The organism is Asaia prunellae JCM 25354 (assembly GCF_000613885.1).
GTDB lineage: Bacteria > Pseudomonadota > Alphaproteobacteria > Acetobacterales > Acetobacteraceae > Asaia > Asaia prunellae.
The window spans coordinates 86,521-104,442 of the sequence record NZ_BAJV01000007.1 but is presented as its reverse complement, the minus strand read 5'-3'; the positions used below and the strand labels follow the sequence as shown (position 1 = coordinate 104,442).

Below are 17,922 nucleotides of genomic sequence, written 5' to 3'. Positions count from 1 at the left end.
TCCTGTATCAGCCTCTACGTGGAGCCTCACGTGATGTGCCTGCTGCGGTAACATCCGCAGCGCTCCAGCCACCACCAAGAGCCCGGTAAAGGGTTACCAGATTCTGGTAACGGGCGAGTTGCACAACAATGAGGTTTTGCTGCGCATCGTAAAGAGAGCGCTGCTGGGTCAAAGTCGTGAGGTACGGATCGATACCGGTACTGTAGCGCATCATGGCAAGATCGAATGCCTGCTGCGATGAGCCTACCAGAGCCTTGAGATGCGAGTCCTGTGCGAGATAGGTCTCGCGTGCAGTAAGCGCATCCGACACCTCCTTGAAAGCAGTCTGAACGGTTTTCTCGTAGGTGGCGATCTGGGTCAGACGCCGCGCCTTCGAGACTTTCAGATTGCCTTCGTTCTGACCCCAGGTGAAAATCGGAAGCTCGATATTGGGCGATACCGACCATGTCTGGGCACCGGGCGTGAAAAGATGCCTGAACTGTAGCGAACTCACCCCTTCCTGCGCAGTCAGAGTGACCTTGGGGAAAAACGCTGCACGGGCCGCACCGATATTGGCATTGGCGCCCATCAGATTATGCTCAGCAGCCTGAATATCGGGGCGCTGTGCGATCAGATCTGACGGCAGGCCGGCCGGAAGATCGCTGAGCAGGGTCTGAGACCCGAAAGGCTGTGGGGGGGGGAGCGTGTCTGGCAAGGGCACTCCGACCAACAGCTGCAACTGATGTTCGTCCTGAGCCATCTGGCGTTCATACTGGGCCTTGTTGCTGGCAGCCTGCTCGACCTGGGTCTGCGTCTGGGCCAGCGTCAGGGCATCCGCCTCGCCATGATCGTATTTCAGCTTGGTCAGGTTCAGGGTTTTAGTCTGGGATGCCAAGGTTTCGTTCGTGACACGCACAAGCTCCCTGTCTGCCAGCCAGGCAAGATAGGTGTTGGCAACCTGTGATACCGTACTGATCAGTACGGACTGGGCACTCATACGCGTACCGAGAAGCTCTTCAGCCTGTTGTCTGGACAGGTTGCGAATACGTCCGAAGAGATCGATTTCATACGCTGAGAAGCCAATGCCCATGCCATAATAGCGGAGCATTGAAGCACCACGTCCTAGACCGGGCGCGAATGAGAATCCTGCCGTGTCAGAGGGAGAGAAATACTGTCCCTGTCCTGATACCCCAATCGGCGGAAAGAGCGAGGCGTGCTGAACTTCATAACTGCCTTGGGCTTCCATGATGGCAGCAGCCTGGCTTCTCAGATCACGGTTGTTTTTCAGGGCCAGTTCAATCAGGGCCTGCAGACGTGGATCTGTGAAGAAATGCTTCCAGCCGATATCCGAAGCCGCCTGCCCGATGAGAGGCTGTGTCTTGCCTGAATCCCTGGGATAGGCATTCTGGACTGGCTGCGACGGGCGCTCGTATTTGGGCGCCAGATTGCAGGAGGTCAGCATGGTGAACGCCATAAAGACGCTCACCGACTTGAGTTTCCTAAGCTGGCTCATGCGCCCTCTCCCTGCGCAGCTTGATTGCGGCTTTCATAAGGGTCCACCCGATCCTTTATGCGCTGTACACGGAAGAGGCGCAGGATAACGACGAAAAAGACCGGCACAAAATAGACCGCCAGAATGGTGGCAGAGAGCATACCGCCCACCACGCAGGTACCGATGGCGACACGCGCTGCCGAGCCTGCTCCCGTGGCGATTGCCAGCGGAAACACACCACAGACGAAGGCGATCGAAGTCATCAGGATTGGTCTGAGACGTTCACGACCTGCCTTGAGTACGGCTTCTTCCAGACTGTCGCCGTGTTCAAAGAACTCTTTGGCGAATTCCACGATCAGAATGGCGTTCTTGACAGAGAGACCAACGGTTGTGAGCAGTCCCACCTGGAAATAGACGTCATTATCCAGACCGCGCCACAGGGTCGATCCAATTGCGCCCAGCACGCCCAGAGGAGCCACGAGAAGCACCGAAATGGGGATCGCCCAGCTTTCGTACAGAGCGGCGAGGCAGAGCAGGATCACCACCGCAGCGAGGGCATAAAGAGGCCCCGTTGCACCGGCAGAGGCAACCTGTTCGTAGGAAATGCCGGTCCATTCGAAGCCGATGCCTTTCGGCAGGGTTGCCATGATCTTTTCCATCTCAGCCATGGCGGTGCCAGTGCTTGAGCCCGGAGCAGGCTGGCCCTGCAGTTCGAAGGCGTTCAGGCCGTTATAGTTTTCGACTTTCTGGGGGCCAACGACCCAGTTACCTGAAGCAAAGGCATTGAACGGTACCATGGAACCCGCAGTATTGCGGATATACCATTTGTTGAGATCTTCCGGACGCATGCGCGCCCATGATTCACCCTCGATGTAGACCTGTTTCACGCGGTCACTGCGCATGAACTGATTGACGTAGATCGAGCCGAATGCACCCTGGATGGTCGTATTGATTTCGGCGTTTGTGACACCCAGAGCATTGGCACGGGGGCGGTCGATCTCAAGATGATATTGTGGCTGATCTTCAAGGCCCATGGGACGTACCGCCTGAAGCAGCGGGTTTTTGGCCGCAGCGCTCAGAACCTTGTTGCGTGCATCCAGAAGAGCCTTGTGACCGAGATGACCATTATCCTCTAGCTCCAGATCGAAGCCTGCGGCGTTACCAAGTTCCAGCACGGCTGGCGGATTGATCGCATAGATGATTGCCTCTGGGTCCGTCCAGAAATGCTTCATGATCTTTCCGGCAACAGCCATGGTCGTATTCTGGCTGCCCGGACGTTCATCCCACGGCTTGAGACGGACAAAGAAGGCACCTGCGCTCTGCCCTTGGCCAGCAAAGTTGAAGCCATTGACGGCAAAGACAGACTCAGTGATGTCGCCGTAGTTCTTGAGAACGTAGTCAGTAATCTTCTTGTTAACGGCTGCTGTCTGGGCATCGTTTGCACCAGGCCGCATCGTCACCTGGCCGAAAATAATACCCTGGTCCTCATCGGGCAGAAATCCGGTCGGGACACGGGCAAAAAGCAGGACCGTACCAATCGTGAGAATGGCAAACAGCACCATGCTGAGTGCACGCCGGCGAACGAGGAAATTCACCCCTTTGAGGTAGCCCTCGGTCATACGGTCGAAGTTTCTGTTGAACCAGGCAATCGGACCACGTTCCGGCTTCTCGTGCGTCGGCTTGAGCATGGAGCCGCAGAGTGCGGGGGTCATGATCATGGCGACGAGAACAGAGAGCCACATGGCCGCGACAATCGTGATCGAGAACTGACGATAGATCACACCTGTTGAGCCATTGAATGCTGCCATTGGCAGGAACACGGCAGTCAGAACGAGCACGATACCGACGAGCGCGCCGGAAATCTCGTCCATTGACTGTCGGGATGCTTCCTTGGGTGACAGGTGCTTTTCGGTCATCACGCGTTCGACGTTCTCAACCACCACGATGGCGTCGTCGACCAGCAGACCTACCGCAAGAACCATGGCCAGCATGGTCAGGGTATTGATCGAGTAACCCATCGCAGCAAGCACGCCGAATGTTCCCAGAAGCACGACCGGCACGGCAATGGTCGGAATAAGCGTTGCGCGGAAGTTCTGCAGGAAGATGAACATCACGACAAAGACGAGCGCGATGGCTTCAAGCAGGGTCTTGACGACTTCTTCAATCGACAGGGTGATGAAGGGCTCCGTATCCAGAGGATAGACGGTCTTCAGTCCCGGCGGGTAGTAGCGCTCAAGTTCGGCAAGTTTTGCATGAACGGCCGCTTCAGTCGTGATCTGGTTTGCGCCCGGAGCGAGCTTCAGTGCCATACCGACAGTAGGCAGGTTGTTCCAGTGCGAAGTGAAATTGTAGTTCTGGGCACCAAGCTCGACCCGTGCGACATCCTGAAGCAGAACCTGCGAACCATCCTGCTGGACTTTCAGAACGATTTTCTTGAACTGGTCGGGATCGCTGAAGCGTGTGGGGCCGATGATCGTGGCGTCGAATGCCATTTCCTTGGTAGAGGGCAGCCCGCCCAGCTCACCTGAGGATACCTGGATATTCTGCTGCTGGATCGCGGTCTGTACGTCACTGACATTCAGCGAGTATTTGAACAGCTTGTTAGGATCCATCCAGACACGCATCGCGTATTCTGTTCCGAACAGGGTGTGGTCACCCACGCCTGTCACGCGCGAGAGCGGATCAGAAATGTTCGAGGCCACGTAGTCGGAAATATCCTGGCCGGTCATGCTGCCATCGGTGGAGATGAAGGCAATAACAAGCATGAAGTTCTTGACGGCCTTGGTGACACTCAGTCCCTGTGCCACGACTTCCGTCGGCAGACGGGGTTGTGCCAGCTGCAGCTTGTTCTGTACCTGAACCTGAGCGATGTCGGGACTGGTGCCCTGCACGAAGGTCAGGTCGATTTCCATATGTCCGCTGCCGTAAGAGGAGGCAGAGAGATATTCGAGCCCGTCCAGACCGGACATCTGCTGAAGGATTGGACGTACAGTCGTATTATTGACCGTATCGGCCGAGGCTCCGGGATAATCGACCGTGATGGCGATCTGCGGAGGGGCGATAGAAGGATACTGGGCAATCGGCATGCGCAGGATCGCGACGCCGCCGACCAGCATGATAATCAGCCCGATGACCCAGGCAAAAATGGGTCTGTCGATGAAGAAACGTGACATGAGGAGCTCTTATCCTGCGTGCGCGGCTGATTGTCTTCCGTCTTCTCGACAGGTTTGACAGTCGCGCCGGGATGGACCTTCTGAAGGCCCTCTACAATGATGCGATCACCGTCTTTCAGGCCACCAAGCACGACCCAATCGCCACCAAGGGCACGATCGAGCTGGATCGGACGAATGGTGACCTTGTTGTCCTTGTCGAGTGCGTAGACGAACGGATCGCTTTTGGAATCCCGCTGCATCGCAGGCTGGGGAATGGTGATGGCCGTCGGATCGACACCTTCAGCGATCTCGGCATGAACATACATGCCGGGCATGAGCAGGCGATCCGGATTCGGAAACTCGGCGCGGACGACCATCGTCCCGGTCGCGGGATCAACCGTGACTTCGGTCAGGCGCAACTGACCTGTTTTGTCATAGCTGCTGCCATCTTCAAGCATGAGCTTGATGGCAGCGGCATTGCCTGAAACTTTCTCCAGTTTGCCAGAAGCAAATTCGCGACGAAGACGCAGCATATCCGACGTTGCGAGATTGACGTCGACATAGATGGGATCCATGCGGGTCACGGTAGCAATTGCGTTCACCTGCCCTGCCGTGACAAGCGTACCAGGTGTCACGAGCATACGACCGATGCGACCATCGATCGGCGAGCGAACCTGTGTCCAGTCCAGATTGACTGCCGCGCTGTCGACATTGGCTTTGGCCTGCGCAATATCGGCTTCAGCCTGTTTCGCAGACGAGAACGTATTGTCGTATTCCTGCTTGCTGACCGCATTGGCTGCAGCAAGGGGGCGATAGCGATCAAGCTGGGCGCGGATGCTCAAGGCAGCAGCCTGCGCATGCAGAAGCTGCGCCTTGGCCTGATCATAGGCAGCTTTGTAAGGAGCCGGATTGATAACGTAGAGCAACTGTCCTGCCTTGACGTCCGTACCCTGCTCAAAGGTACGTTTGAGAATGACACCACCGACCTGAGGGCGTACCTGCGCCTGTTCGAAAGCTTCGACACGTCCAGGCAGGGAGGTGCTTGTTTCGAGAGGATGCGGGTGTACGGTATAGACACCGACCGTCTGGGGTGCTGGTGGCGGGGCAGCAGTCTTATGTTTGCAGCCTGTCAGATCAAGCGTCAGAAGAGCAAGGGGAATCAGACGCAGGGAAAGGCTGGTTGAGGTCTTCAGGGTCCACGGTGTTCGTGGAGAGAGAGACGATAATACTCGCATGCTGGCGCTATCCAAAAATACCAATGATCTCAAGTGTAGCCGCCAACCCCGCGCTTGCGTAAAAAAGGTTTTCGGAAACTCTTGAGTTTCTCATGCATAGGGAACTATACGGTTTCCGAAACCTGGTCAACGGACCGGATGCAGCGCCGGAGCGGTTTGTTCAATTACTATGTCAGATGTGATTTCACCCTGCCCTAACGCATCAATCAATGATCCCCTGACCCAGGGAAGGCGTCATAGTGGTCGGCCTCCTGTGCTTTGTGAAGCAGAAAGACGTGACCGGATCTTCGATGCTGCCGAGCAGGTCCTTCAGAAGCATGGTTATTCGGGCGCGTCGATGGACCGGATTGCCCAGTGTTCGAACATGTCGAAAAAAACTCTCTACCATATGTTCAGCTCGAAGCAGGAAATGGTGGAGCAGCTTCTGCGGGATCGTCTGCTGCTCTCGGGTCTGCGTGATCTCGAGCTTCAGGGCGAGACGATCGAGGACAAGCTGGTTTTCGGGCTTCAGGCTCTGGGCACAACAATGATGGAGGAAAAGCGGCTCAATCTTATCCGCGTGGTTATTTCCGAGGTTTCACGAAACCCGGAGGCGAGCCGGTTCGTACGCGAATTCTTTTCAAGCGAAAACGGGCCATTTCCACTGAGGCTCTGGCTGGAAAAATTCTGTGATCAGGGCCTGCTCGTCATTGAGGATGTGGAAGAGGCCTCGGATATACTTTTTGGCGGGGCACTGGCGACATTTGTTCTGTGTGAGTTGAGCCATTGTCGGCCAAGGCAATACTGGCGTGAAAATCCGGAATATCTCCACAAGGTTGTGGCGATGTTTCTCAAGGAACTGAAAAAAGAAAACGGGGCCTGAGCCCCGTTTTTTCGGACTGATGCGATCTGATCTGTCAGGCAACCAGACGTCCGTCCTTGTCGACCAGCTCGATTGGATAATCGCCTGTAAAACAGGCGTCGCAATAACGCCCTTCAGCAGCCACACGTCCTTCGTGACCAAGTGCACGATAGAGACCGTCGAATGAGATGAAAGCGAGGCTGTCAACGCCAATCACTTCAGCCATTTTTTCGATCGTGTGGGTTGCTGCAAGCAGCTGACTCTCTTCGGGGGTATCGATACCGTAAAAGCAGGGGTGCTTCGTCGGGGGGCTGCTGATACGCATATGGACTTCGCTTGCTCCGGCGGCGCGTACCATATCAACAATCTTGCGAGAGGTTGTGCCTCGTACGATCGAATCATCAACCAGAACCACACGCTTGCCTTGCAGCACAGGCGTATTGGCAGAATGTTTCATGCGGACACCCAAATTGCGGATCTGGTCTGTCGGCTCGATGAAGGTACGCCCGACATAATGGTTTCGGATGATACCCATTTCAAACGGGATACCGCTCTCTGCAGCGAACCCCATGGCGGAGGGTACCCCGGAATCGGGTACCGGAACGATAACATCGGCTTCCACGCCACTTTCCCGGGCCAGTTCGACCCCGATCTGTTTGCGCGCTTCATAGACAGAATGATTTTCGAGAATGGAATCAGGGCGAGCGAAATAGATGTACTCGAAGACGCAGAAGCGCGGACTCGTCTGGGCGAAGGGGCGCATGGAACGTACGCCATCATTGTCGATAATGACCATTTCGCCTGGCTCGACATTACGGACGAACTCAGCACCCACAATATCCAACGCACAGGTTTCGCTCGCCAGCATCCAGCCTCCATCGGCAACGCGACCGAGGATAAGAGGGCGAACACCGAGAGGGTCACGAAGTCCCACTAGAAAATCCGGACTGAGGGAAACAACCGAATAGGCACCCTTGACCTGTTTGGCTGCGTCGACAAGCCGTTCAAGCACGGTGGCGTAAAGCGAGATTGCGATCAGATGCACGAACACTTCGGTATCTGTCGTCGACTGGAAGAGGCAGCCGCGCTTGACCAGGGCCTGACGAAGTGTCGCAGCATTGGTGAGATTGCCGTTGTGAGCAACTGCAAGACCGCCGAATTCGTAATCAGCGTAGAGTGGCTGCACGTTCCGTAACAGCGTCCCTCCGGTTGTGGCGTAGCGGTTATGGCCGATTGCAGCGCTACCCTGGAGCGAAGCCATGACACGGGTACCACTGAACACATCGCCAACGAGCCCCAGTCCCTTGTGCTGACAGAATTTTTGCCCGTCATGCGTGACAATGCCTGCGGCTTCCTGACCACGATGCTGAAGTGCATGCAGACCGAGTGCTGCGAGTGCGGCCGCGTCGGGCGCCCCCCAGATACCTACGACGCCACATTCCTCATAAGGACGGTTCGAAGCTTCAAGTGTGTCGGGTAACATAATCTGGTGGCGCTCCTTTGCATGGTCACGCATAGGCGGTCGAGGCTGGGTCGATCAGAAGGCTGCGTCATGGCCTGTTGCGGGCGGCAAGGCAAGATGAAGTTGCTCGAAATATGGTGTGAGACCCTGCAACATGTGCACGCCTGCCAGTATGTAAGGACCGGACCGGCTTCCTGCAACGAGAGCGTGAGCAGTAATTTCACCACCGACCGCAAGGAGTGCCATGTAAAGAACCACAAGCACGAGCGCGCCGCGAATGACACCGAAGCCGCAGCCGAGAAGCCGGTCCGTGCCCCCAATCAGAACGCTGCGCAGACCCGTCGCAAAACGTTGGGCGATTGTCGAGAATACGAGCAGGAGCACGATGAATGAAATGATATAGGCCAGAGCACTGGCGGCAAGTCCGTCATGGATATGGAGTAGCAGCCACGGAAGAATGAGCGGTGCAATGCGTGTTGAAGCGAAAAGAGCTCCTATCCAGGCAGCCAGACTGAACAGTTCACGGGCGAATCCCCGCATTCCACCCCAGAGCTGAAAGAGCCATTATGAAAAGAACAATCGTATCGGCGATATTTTCCATCATGGAAGCTTGGTTGAGGACGGTCGCCAGAACTTGCGTGTTGTTTGCGGGCTCAGCGGAATGTCGCGGTTGATCTGGGTCAGCAGGTTGCCCAGTTGAAGACGATGGTCGATCTCGCGCCAGACATCTGCTGCCTCGATTCCCCGTTTCCCCCAAAGGCGCATGAGCGCCTCGAGAAACGCCGCGCTCTCGTCAACAAGATCCTGAGGCTGTTCGAGAGTGTAAAAAGTCGTGCAGCGTACGATGGCATGGGCAAGATCCCGGCGTAGCTGTTCGTCGGAAAGAACGACTTTTTCCAGCTTTCTGACGTGGGTGCCTGTACGTTTCCCCTTCCCTTTCGCTGTTGTCACGCTTCGGCCTTCCTGATCACTCCTGACGACAGGAACGATCTGATGGGCCTGAGCGATGCTGTCTAGGATATGGGGAGAGACCATGCGTGCCTTCATACTCCAGCCATATGAACTTGCTGGGGCAATCGTCAATATGATGCGCGTTTTCTGAGTGTTATTTACGTTATCAAATCATTAATGAGAGACTGATCTTGAGAAAACATTAACGATAACGACCCCGAAAATGATGAAGCCAAGCCCGATCATGGCGGGTATGTCGAGAGCCTGACGAAACTTCAACCAGCTGATGGCCGAAATCAGGACGATCCCGACCCCTGACCAGATTGCGTAGGCGATTCCTGTCGGCATGACGCGCAGGGTAAATGACAGGGCGTAAAATGACACACTATAGCCAAGGATCGTGAGAAATCCTGGTATGGGACGGCTAAAGCTGTCGGACAGTTTGAGCATTGTCGTTGCAAAAACTTCCGAACAAATGGCGATGAAGAGGAAGAGATAGGTCATGGCGCTTCCGTCGGGGCCTCAATTGCATCAGCCAGGCTTGCGCAATAGGCTGTGTTACTGCTCGAAACCTGCTCTATCAACTCCATTAAAGCTGTCACGCCGGATCGGGATTATGACGCATGCTGCAGATGCTCCGGTCAGAAATCTTCATCCTGTCCGAAGCATCCGGGCGATATCAGGTTGAAAACATATCGGGTGGAGCAGGTCAGACTTTTTCTGTTTCCTGAGCAGAGACATAAAGTCTGCTGCCGCCTGTTCTGAAGGCTTCCTTCATCTGCTCCATACCCTGCTCGCGCTCTGCATTGCGTCGTATGTCATGACTGATTTTCATAGAGCAGAATTTCGGACCACACATGGAACAGAAATGAGCGGTCTTGTGTGCTTCTTTCGGCAGGGTCTCGTCATGGAAGCAACGCGCTGTGTCCGGGTCCAGCGCAAGATTGAACTGGTCCTGCCAGCGGAATTCGAAGCGCGCGCGCGATATGGCATCGTCACGGATCTGCGCCGCAGGATGACCCTTCGCGAGATCGGCGGCATGGGCGGCGATCTTGTAGGTGATCACCCCCACCTTCACGTCTGACCGGTCAGGCAGTCCAAGATGTTCTTTCGGCGTGACATAGCAGAGCATGGCGCAGCCATACCAGCCGATCATCGCTGCACCGATGCCAGAAGTGATATGGTCATAACCCGGGGCAATATCGGTTGTGAGCGGCCCAAGCGTGTAGAACGGAGCCTCGCCGCATTCGCGCAGCTGTTTGGTCATGTTGATTTTGATCTTGTGCATCGGCACATGACCTGGCCCTTCGATCATGACCTGACACCCTTTGGCCCAGGCGATGCGGGCCAGCTCACCTAGTGTTTCGAGTTCAGCGAACTGGGCCGCGTCATTCGCATCGGCAATCGAGCCGGGGCGCAGTCCGTCACCGAGCGAGAACGAGATGTCGTAGCGACGCATGATGTCGCAGATCTCGTCGAAATGTTCGTACAGGAAGTTTTCACGATGATGGGCCAGGCACCAGGCCGCCATGATCGAGCCTCCGCGGGAGACGATGCCCGTTGTGCGACCGGCCGTGAGAGGCACATGGGCGATGCGTACCCCTGCATGGATAGTGAAATAATCTACCCCCTGCTCTGCCTGTTCGATCAGCGTGTCGCGGTAGATTTCCCAGGTGAGATCCTCGGCAATACCGCCTACTTTCTCGAGGGCCTGGTAGAGAGGTACGGTGCCGATTGGTACCGGGGCGTTGCGCAGGATCCAGTCGCGGATATTGTGGATGTTACGGCCGGTTGAAAGGTCCATGACTGTATCTGCGCCCCAGCGAATGGACCAGACCATTTTTTCGACTTCCTCCGCGGCGGAGGAAGTAACGGCTGAATTGCCGATATTGGCGTTGATTTTGACCAGGAAGTTGCGCCCGATGATCATCGGTTCAAGTTCGGGGTGATTGATATTGGCCGGAATGATGGCTCGACCCGTGGCGATCTCAGAGCGTACGAATTCCGGCGTGATAAATGCCGGAATTTCCGCGCCAAAATCCTCTCCGTCTGCACGGCGCTGCTCGGCGCCTTCAACCATGCTGGCACGACCCAGATTCTCACGATGCGCGACGAAAATCATTTCTTCTGTGATGATGCCGGCACGGGCAAATTCATATTGTGTGACATAAGGTGCACCAAGGCCATCGAGCACCTTGTGCGGCGCCGGACAATGGGGCACGGCCTGTGCGCCATTGGCAAAGCCGTTATCCTCGGGTTTTATCGCGCGTGTCTCGACAACCGGGGTGAGACCGCGCCTTGCCAGCCAGGGGGTACGCAGGGTCGGCAGACCGAGCGAGACATCTGCATGATAGGCCGGATTGGTATAGGGGCCGGATGTATCGTAGACCCGCACAGGTGGCTCGTTTGCGCTTGGATCAAGATCGATCTCGCGAAACGGCACCGTGATATCACTTCGGTCTTCCGGGCTTGAAAATATCTTGCGTGAGCCGGAGATAGGTCCCGTCGTGACCTGCCCATGGGCAGGCGCCTGATCGCGTGATGCGACCTTGTTCTGTGTTTTAAGCGTTGAGTCGTCCATTTTATGTCCCCTTGCGGTGTGGGGTTATGTCCGACAGCGCAAGAGCAGGATGAACGGGGTCGCAATACGGGACTGGCCGCTCACACCAATCCCTACGCCGGTACGAACCGGATCAGGTTCTTCGCCCACATGCCGGGGCGAAAGGGTCGCTGCGCTGCGGGTGAACCGCCATCAGCCTCTCAGCCTCTTGTCGAGGCCCCCCCTGGTATGGTGTGAGTGTTGCGTTGTTGGCGGCGGCCTGTCAATCGAATTGAAGCAGGTTCTGCCAAAGTTGCCGGTACCGGCCGGTTTCAGGCACGGATACGCGAGGCCCGTGCCGACATGGGCTTGAGCTGACCGATTTCCTGATCATGCCGGCTCAGTCCTGCTGCTGTGATATGAAAGCGCCCGTCCTGCCCCAGTGCGACAAAGCCCATCTTTTGCAGACGTTCAAGGCAAGGCTGATCACGGAGAGCTTGCGGTCGGCCGATCCCTTCGCACAGGAGCGTACGATGCAAGGTCGAGCGGCAGCAGGTTTCCAGATAGGGTTCATCCCACATGATGGCTTCTCCAAAACAGGCATCATGACGACCACCTGACAAGCGGGTGCCCTCTTTCCATGAATGCGACCCGACGGGCAACCGATTTAAATGGCTGTGCGCTATGGCAGGCATCATTTCGACCAGAGCGTTTCAGCGGGACGTGATGCTGGATTAAGGGGCTCGACCCAACCCGGCAGCGGGTTATAGAAGGGCCACGACCGACGCTCACACGCTCAGGATACAGCATGGCCATTTCTCCTTTTTCGCATCTTGCGACAAAGCTCTTCCATGGGCTCGACCCCGAATCTGCCCATGAGGCAGCAATCGAGAGCCTGGCCCTTGGTCTGGGCCCGACAGCACCGAAGGATCTGCCCGCTCTCAGTACACGCTGTATGGGGTTGCGGTTTCCCAATCCGATCGGTCTGGCGGCTGGGTTTGACAAGAATGCACGTGCCGTCATGGGGTTGGCCCGCATGGGTTTTGGCCATGTGGAATGCGGTACGGTCACGCCCCGCCCCCAGGACGGAAATCCGAAGCCTCGTCTTTTTCGTCTCTCCGAAGATGCTGCGATTATCAACCGGATGGGCTTCAATGGCTGTGGTATTGACAGTTTTGTCAGACGCCTGGAGCGGTTTCGAGGGTTACAGGCAAGCCGCAGTGCGCGCTGGCGTGCAGTACCGGTCGGTGCCAATCTCGGTATAAACAAGACAGGAGCTCAGCCACTCGAGGACTATCCCTATCTCGTTTCACGGGTAAGCACGCTGGCCGATTATATCACCATCAATCTCTCATCGCCCAATACCCCAGGCCTGCGTGATTTGCAGAGTGCGTCCAGCCTTGGAGATATCCTGAACGCAATCGGACGTAACAACGCGACCGTGCCGCCGCTTCTTGTCAAGCTGGCGCCAGATCTGGATCCGCAGAGTCTGCCTGATATCGTTGAAGCTGCTGTAGAGGGGGGGGCGTCAGGCTGATCGTCAGTAATACGACAATCAGCCGCCCGCCATCGCTTTGTTCGCCTCAGGCAACCGAGACAGGTGGTCTGTCCGGGCGCCTCTGGCACAGCTCGCCCTCCAGATGCTTCGTCATGTCGTGCCTCTGGTCAATGGCCGCATGGCAGTCGTCTCATGTGGCGGTATTGAAACGGGTTTCGATATCTTCGAACGACTGAAGGCCGGGGCTGATATGGTCCAGATCTACAGCGCCCTTATCTATCATGGCCCTGCCTGGTGACCCGATTGAAGAAAGAGCTTCTGAAAGAGCTCTATAGAGGCGGATATGACTCAGTCGATGATCTCAAAACGATATCAGGCTGAGTGTACAATCCGGAACGAAGAAAACCACCATGTGTTTTCATCGTTCCAGTCCCTACGACCGTCGATTTGAAAAGGCAATTATCGGAATGTCAGCTTTGAAAAAGCGACTAGCTACACGGCTTATCTATGTTCTTTGCCTTGTTTCTGTTCTTGCAAGCCTGCCACGTCTGGCTGCTGCTGCTCCGACAGGCAACGCAGCAGGCTCTGCGCTGGTACCTTCTGCGGCTGACGGTTACGGGTGGACGACGGTTTCTGCCAGTCTCAACAAACAGATCGTATCGTCACAGAACCGCCTGAAATATATCTATACCCAGCTCAATCGTACCGACATTGTGCTCGGAAGCGAAACGCTTTCTGATCTAACGGATCAGCTGGATACAATTGCAAGTACTGTTCAGGTAATCCAGACCCAGGCCACGTCCTACCAGACAGTTTACCAGAGTTATCTGGAAATCATCGGTCCGAAAGTGGAAGGCGAAAGCCCTGCGATTGTTGCGCAGCGTGAGCATCTTCAGGCTGTTGTGCAGGATATCAAATCGGCGATCATGCAGGCCAAGCTTTTGGGCTTGCAGGCCAAGCAGGTCGGGCTTGAAGTGGCCCGTCGTGGCGCTGTGACCCAGAAAGCGCTGCTTTCGGAGCACATGGCATCTCCCTTGTCTTTCCAGTTCTGGCGCGATCTTGTGAACGAAGGGCCGGAACTGCGGCTTACTTTCGCGCCGCCGGTCAACAATGGGTATGCTGGTGTTCTCTATAACTGGCCGCTGACCTTGGGGGCGCTTGTCGCGGTCTTCATTCTAACGGCACTGTTCTCGCGGCCGGTGTACTGGTTTTTTCGTCAGGCTGAGGCGAGAATTGTGCATCGTGCCACAGGCGAAGCCCTTCCTGAAAGCCATAGCTCGACCATTCCTGTCGCACTCAGTGGCCTGTTATGCGGGATCGTGATGTTCCTTCTCTGGGAGATCATTGCGGGTATTCTTGATCTGGATGCAGGCCGCAGCCCGGCGCTGCTTCGCGGTATTGCCGGAATTATGCCCCTTTGCGGCTTTGTACTGGGTGCAGGTCTTCCTGCCCTGAGTCAGTTTACAGCTGTTGATGGTGCCGCACAGCGCTCGGCCAGAGCACTATGGGGGGTGGACTGGTGTGTTGCCGTCTTTGTGCTCATCCAGACCATCTTCATCATTGTGGGATCTGAAAACGCTTTTCCGGTTACCGCCCGTCGCTTCTTTGAAGCAACATTTGCTCTTGTGGTGACTCTTCTTTTCGTATGGCTCTGCAAGCGCCTGAGCCAGAGAACGGACGCCCGACTGGCTCCTGCTATCTATGGCCTGGGCTGGCTCGTTCTGATCGTATCGGCTGCTGCAATAGCTCTTGGTTATCTGGCTTTTGCTTTCGCGGTTGCTGTCTGGGCAATTACTCTCTCGGTCAGTTTTGCATCTCTGATGCTGATTGCCATTGCGACAAAAGAGTTCACATCGAGAACTTTTTCTGCTGGCTCTCCGATATCGCGTCGCCTGTCCCGTCTAGGGGTACATCCGAACAGGGTGGCACAGTTTGGTGTCCTGCTATCCGGCCTTGTCAATATTGCTTTGATCATTGTGTTTGTGGCGATCTGCTTGTCCAATGGCAGTCTTGATATTCCTGTTGTTGCCGACCGTGTGCAAAGTCTGTTTGTGGGGCAAACAATCAACGGTGTGCAATTCTCGCTGAATACAGCCGTTTACTGTATCATTATTCTTCTGGTCGCCTATTACGCCATCAAGGCGTTCAGTAAGTGGATGGAATCCAGACTTTTCCCGACGACCAATCTTGATATTGGCGCCAGAACGTCAATTCTAAACATATTTTCCTATGTCGCCTGGATCGCCGTGTTTCTGCTCGTATTGTCAGAAGCCGGGGTCACAGTAAAAAACCTGACCTGGGTTGTCAGTGCGCTCTCGGTCGGCATCGGTTTCGGTTTACAGGCGATTGTCCAGAACTTCGTATCAGGCGTTATCCTTCTTGCAGAACGCCCGATCCGTGTTGGTGATCTGATTGAACTTGGCGGTATAAAAGGGGACGTCAAACGGATCAGTGTGCGCTCAACGGAAATCGGACTTGGCGACGGGTCGACCATGATCGTTCCGAACTCGCAATTCATCACCTCAGCCGTGCGTAATGCAACGCTGGGTACCTCGCTCAGTGCTGCTTCGGCTACAGTAACGATTTCGCCGCGTGCTGATGCCACCAAGGCACAGATGGCCCTTATGGAGATGATGAAACAGCGTGAGGATATCCTTCAGAACCCGCCACCCGGGGTAGCCATTTCCGCTATTACCGAGACAGGCATTACCCTTGCACTTTCTGCCAAGGTTTCATCCGTGCGGGATGTTGGTGGCGTAACCAATGCCATCATGCTGGATGCTTATCGTGTGCTGCAGGAAGCCGGACTGGAGCTGGGTAAACCCGCCTGATCCAGACTGTGTGAACACGAACGGCATAAGAAGCCCTCTTCTGCCGTTCGTGTTAGTCAATGTGAGTTATCAGTCTTCAGGCCGCGTGGTCGCGGTCCATGAGAAAGCCGGTAACCAGGGCTTTCAGCGGGGTCAATCGTTCTGCGATTGCCAGCCCGGCTTTACGCAGTGCCAGAGCCGGTCTGGCATCATGGGTATAGAGTGATGCAATACCGTTGGTCGCAGCGAATAATGGTGCTGTAGCCCGTCGGTGGCGTCGTTCGAAGTTGCGCAAAACACTGGTACTTCCCGGATCACCGTCGCCCCTTGCGATCTCTTCGCACAGGATCTCCTGTCCACGAAGACCAAGATTGAATCCGTGCGCTGTAATCGGGTGCATGCCCACTGCAGCGTCACCAATCAGGGCAAGACGTGTGGTCTCGAAACGATGAGCGAAAACAGTTTTCAGAGGATAGGTGCAACGTGCGCTTTCGAGCCTCATATCTCCCATACGGCTCTGGGTGCGACGAGTAATGTCCCTGTCGAATTCGGCCTTGCTCATGGTCTTGAGGACAGCAATATCTGCAGGGTCCAGCGTGAGAACGAGCGATGAGAGATGGCCAGGCTGATCATCATCGGCGACGGGCAGAAGAGCAATGGTCTGTCCCTCGTCAAACCACTGGAGTGCAACGCCATCATGCGGTTCCGGATGGCGCATCCGGCAGACAAGGATTTCCTTTCCGAAATCATGGATGATGGCACCAATCCCACGCGTCTGTCTTATGCGTGAGAAGCGTCCGTCGGCGGCAATGAGAAGACCCGACCGGATGAGTGTCCCGTTATCCAGAAGAGTCATTGCTTCGTCGCGGTTGCCTGAGGTCGCTACAACGCTTCTGCCTGCCAGTATCGTGATCTCAGGTCTCTCCCTGACCACCTCATGAATTGCCTTGCGGATGAGGTGATTTGGAACCAGATAGCCAAGTGCATCAGACGTTGTCTCCGGTGCCCTGAAGAGGAGCGCAGCTGAATGATTGCCTGGCGCTTCCTGACCTGTCTCGATACGTGCAGTACGCAACGGAGAAATAGCGCCTGCCGGAATATGTGGCCATATTCCGTTCCGCACCAGCCAGTCTCGCGAATGATGGGTCAGGGCGATTTCACGTCCGTCAAAGGACGGGACTGCCAGCGTGGTCTCCGGGGCGGGATCGACAATGGCCACACGCAATCCGTTCTCCGCGAGTGACAGTGCACAGGCCAGGCCGGCCGGACCTGCGCCAGCGATGGTTACATCATGGAATTGTGTCACCGATCCGCCTCGAATTTGACGGGTTCCCCTTTGTAGAAACCCATGAAGTTGTCGATATCAGGGCGCTTGCTGCCTTCTACCGGCTTGTCCGGTGTGCCAACAAAGAGGAAGCCAGCGAGGCGATGTGTTTCACTCAGGCCCAACGCCTCACGAAAACAAGGCTGATCGGCGAAATCTCCTGAAACCCAGAAACCGCCAAATCCTTCTGCATGCAAGGCGTTAAGGACGTTCATGGCTCCGGCGGCAACGGACATCTCCTGCTCCTGAACCGGAATTTTGCTTTTCGGCTCCAGTGCCATGACCAGAGCAATCGTCATGGGCATTTCGGAAAAACGCTCACGACGCTTGGCGATTTTCTTCTCTGGTACCTCAGGATCGACAGATATCATGGCCTTGACGACCTGTTCCGCGAATTCCGCGCGGTGTTTTCCCTTGATGACGATATAACGCCATGGCCTGATCTTTCCGTGATCAGGCGCCCTGAGTCCCGCAGATAATATACGTGCGATCTGCACCTTGTCGGGTGCAGGCGCAGTCAGATGGTCGGTAGAAGCTCTGCTCAACAGGACTTCAAGGGCGGGAGAGGATGGGGGGGCACTGCTCATGAGCGTTAGATGGCAAGTTCCGCCTCTCGCGCCAAGAGGCCCATCGCGTAAT

The 17,922-nt window shown here is 55.7% G+C and carries 13 protein-coding genes and 2 pseudogenes; 4 read left to right on the top strand and 11 right to left on the bottom strand.

Annotation, left to right across the window (positions count from 1 at the left end; translation table 11 throughout):
• Window positions 1–7: 7 nt before the first annotated feature.
• From JCM25354_RS07460 to JCM25354_RS07450, 3 genes are read right to left on the bottom strand one after another with little or no spacing between them, the layout of a single operon-like run.
• Window positions 8–1,492 (bottom strand): efflux transporter outer membrane subunit, encoded by a 1,485-nt coding sequence (locus tag JCM25354_RS07460; RefSeq protein WP_025885552.1) that lies wholly within the window; start codon window positions 1,490–1,492, stop codon window positions 8–10.
• On the bottom strand, window positions 1,489–4,644 hold the full coding sequence (locus JCM25354_RS07455; protein WP_025885551.1) for an efflux RND transporter permease subunit: 3,156 nt from the start codon (window positions 4,642–4,644) through the stop codon (window positions 1,489–1,491). Before JCM25354_RS07455 ends, JCM25354_RS07460 begins: the two co-directional genes overlap by 4 nt.
• A complete protein-coding gene (locus tag JCM25354_RS07450; RefSeq protein WP_025885550.1) occupies window positions 4,593–5,858 on the bottom strand; it encodes an efflux RND transporter periplasmic adaptor subunit in 1,266 nt (421 codons plus the stop codon). Before JCM25354_RS07450 ends, JCM25354_RS07455 begins: the two co-directional genes overlap by 52 nt.
• Before the next feature lie 169 nt (window positions 5,859–6,027).
• On the opposite strand from JCM25354_RS07450, the gene JCM25354_RS20110 reads away from it, so the two are divergent.
• A complete protein-coding gene (locus tag JCM25354_RS20110) occupies window positions 6,028–6,720 on the top strand; it encodes a TetR/AcrR family transcriptional regulator (RefSeq protein WP_025885549.1) in 693 nt (230 codons plus the stop codon).
• Between the two features lie 34 nt (window positions 6,721–6,754).
• Here JCM25354_RS20110 and purF read toward each other — a convergent pair whose 3' ends face one another.
• From purF to thiC, 5 genes and pseudogenes are all read right to left on the bottom strand, one after another.
• Window positions 6,755–8,215, bottom strand: coding sequence for an amidophosphoribosyltransferase (purF, locus tag JCM25354_RS07440; RefSeq protein WP_051537283.1), 1,461 nt, complete (start codon window positions 8,213–8,215; stop codon window positions 6,755–6,757).
• A gap of 21 nt (window positions 8,216–8,236) precedes the next feature.
• Window positions 8,237–8,707, bottom strand: a pseudogene (locus tag JCM25354_RS07435) (CvpA family protein); the annotation flags it as partial.
• Between the two features lie 54 nt (window positions 8,708–8,761).
• Entirely contained in the window at window positions 8,762–9,208 is a 447-nt protein-coding gene (locus JCM25354_RS07430) for a hypothetical protein (protein ID WP_148301431.1), read from the bottom strand.
• Between the two features lie 78 nt (window positions 9,209–9,286).
• Complete coding sequence (locus tag JCM25354_RS07425; RefSeq protein WP_025885545.1) at window positions 9,287–9,616, bottom strand: DMT family transporter; 330 nt, start codon at window positions 9,614–9,616, stop codon at window positions 9,287–9,289.
• 205 nt (window positions 9,617–9,821) lie between these two features.
• Window positions 9,822–11,693 carry a phosphomethylpyrimidine synthase ThiC gene (thiC, locus tag JCM25354_RS07420; RefSeq protein WP_025885544.1) on the bottom strand — a complete coding sequence of 624 codons (1,872 nt, stop codon included), beginning with the start codon at window positions 11,691–11,693 and terminating at the stop codon, window positions 9,822–9,824.
• Between the two features lie 3 nt (window positions 11,694–11,696).
• Here thiC and JCM25354_RS23810 point away from each other — a divergent pair, with 3 nt between their 5' ends.
• A complete protein-coding gene (locus JCM25354_RS23810; protein ID WP_456303683.1) occupies window positions 11,697–11,909 on the top strand; it encodes a hypothetical protein in 213 nt (70 codons plus the stop codon).
• A 74-nt stretch (window positions 11,910–11,983) separates the two neighbouring features.
• Here JCM25354_RS23810 and JCM25354_RS07415 read toward each other — a convergent pair whose 3' ends face one another.
• Window positions 11,984–12,274: a hypothetical protein gene (locus JCM25354_RS07415; RefSeq protein ID WP_369345744.1), complete on the bottom strand. Its 291-nt coding sequence runs from the start codon at window positions 12,272–12,274 to the stop codon at window positions 11,984–11,986.
• 191 nt (window positions 12,275–12,465) lie between these two features.
• Here JCM25354_RS07415 and JCM25354_RS17395 point away from each other — a divergent pair.
• A pseudogene (locus JCM25354_RS17395) lies at window positions 12,466–13,530 on the top strand (quinone-dependent dihydroorotate dehydrogenase).
• Window positions 13,531–13,616: 86 nt separating this feature from the next.
• Window positions 13,617–15,980: a mechanosensitive ion channel domain-containing protein gene (locus tag JCM25354_RS07405; RefSeq protein WP_159103464.1), complete on the top strand. Its 2,364-nt coding sequence runs from the start codon at window positions 13,617–13,619 to the stop codon at window positions 15,978–15,980.
• 76 nt (window positions 15,981–16,056) lie between these two features.
• Here JCM25354_RS07405 and ubiM read toward each other — a convergent pair whose 3' ends face one another.
• Both ubiM and JCM25354_RS07395 read right to left on the bottom strand, forming a co-directional pair.
• Window positions 16,057–17,265, bottom strand: coding sequence for a 5-demethoxyubiquinol-8 5-hydroxylase UbiM (ubiM, locus tag JCM25354_RS07400; protein WP_025885541.1), 1,209 nt, complete (start codon window positions 17,263–17,265; stop codon window positions 16,057–16,059).
• Window positions 17,262–17,870 carry a nitroreductase family protein gene (locus tag JCM25354_RS07395; protein WP_025885540.1) on the bottom strand — a complete coding sequence of 203 codons (609 nt, stop codon included), beginning with the start codon at window positions 17,868–17,870 and terminating at the stop codon, window positions 17,262–17,264. Before JCM25354_RS07395 ends, ubiM begins: the two co-directional genes overlap by 4 nt.
• Window positions 17,871–17,922 lie beyond the last annotated feature (52 nt).

What these genes read in the sequence shown, in the direction of transcription:
- JCM25354_RS07450 (WP_025885550.1), bottom strand. Translation starts at nt 5,858, where the DNA reads ATGCGAGTATTATCGTCTCTCTCTCCACGAACACCGTGGACCCTGAAG.
- thiC (WP_025885544.1), bottom strand. Translation starts at nt 11,693, where the DNA reads ATGGACGACTCAACGCTTAAAACACAGAACAAGGTCGCATCACGCGAT.
- JCM25354_RS07405 (WP_159103464.1), top strand. Translation starts at nt 13,617, where the DNA reads ATGTCAGCTTTGAAAAAGCGACTAGCTACACGGCTTATCTATGTTCTT.
- JCM25354_RS07460 (WP_025885552.1), bottom strand. Translation starts at nt 1,492, where the DNA reads ATGAGCCAGCTTAGGAAACTCAAGTCGGTGAGCGTCTTTATGGCGTTC.
- JCM25354_RS07395 (WP_025885540.1), bottom strand. Translation starts at nt 17,870, where the DNA reads ATGAGCAGTGCCCCCCCATCCTCTCCCGCCCTTGAAGTCCTGTTGAGC.
- JCM25354_RS07425 (WP_025885545.1), bottom strand. Translation starts at nt 9,616, where the DNA reads ATGACCTATCTCTTCCTCTTCATCGCCATTTGTTCGGAAGTTTTTGCA.
- JCM25354_RS07455 (WP_025885551.1), bottom strand. Translation starts at nt 4,644, where the DNA reads ATGTCACGTTTCTTCATCGACAGACCCATTTTTGCCTGGGTCATCGGG.
- JCM25354_RS07430 (WP_148301431.1), bottom strand. Translation starts at nt 9,208, where the DNA reads ATGAAGGCACGCATGGTCTCTCCCCATATCCTAGACAGCATCGCTCAG.
- purF (WP_051537283.1), bottom strand. Translation starts at nt 8,215, where the DNA reads ATGCGTGACCATGCAAAGGAGCGCCACCAGATTATGTTACCCGACACA.
- JCM25354_RS20110 (WP_025885549.1), top strand. Translation starts at nt 6,028, where the DNA reads ATGTCAGATGTGATTTCACCCTGCCCTAACGCATCAATCAATGATCCC.
- JCM25354_RS23810 (WP_456303683.1), top strand. Translation starts at nt 11,697, where the DNA reads ATGTCCCCTTGCGGTGTGGGGTTATGTCCGACAGCGCAAGAGCAGGAT.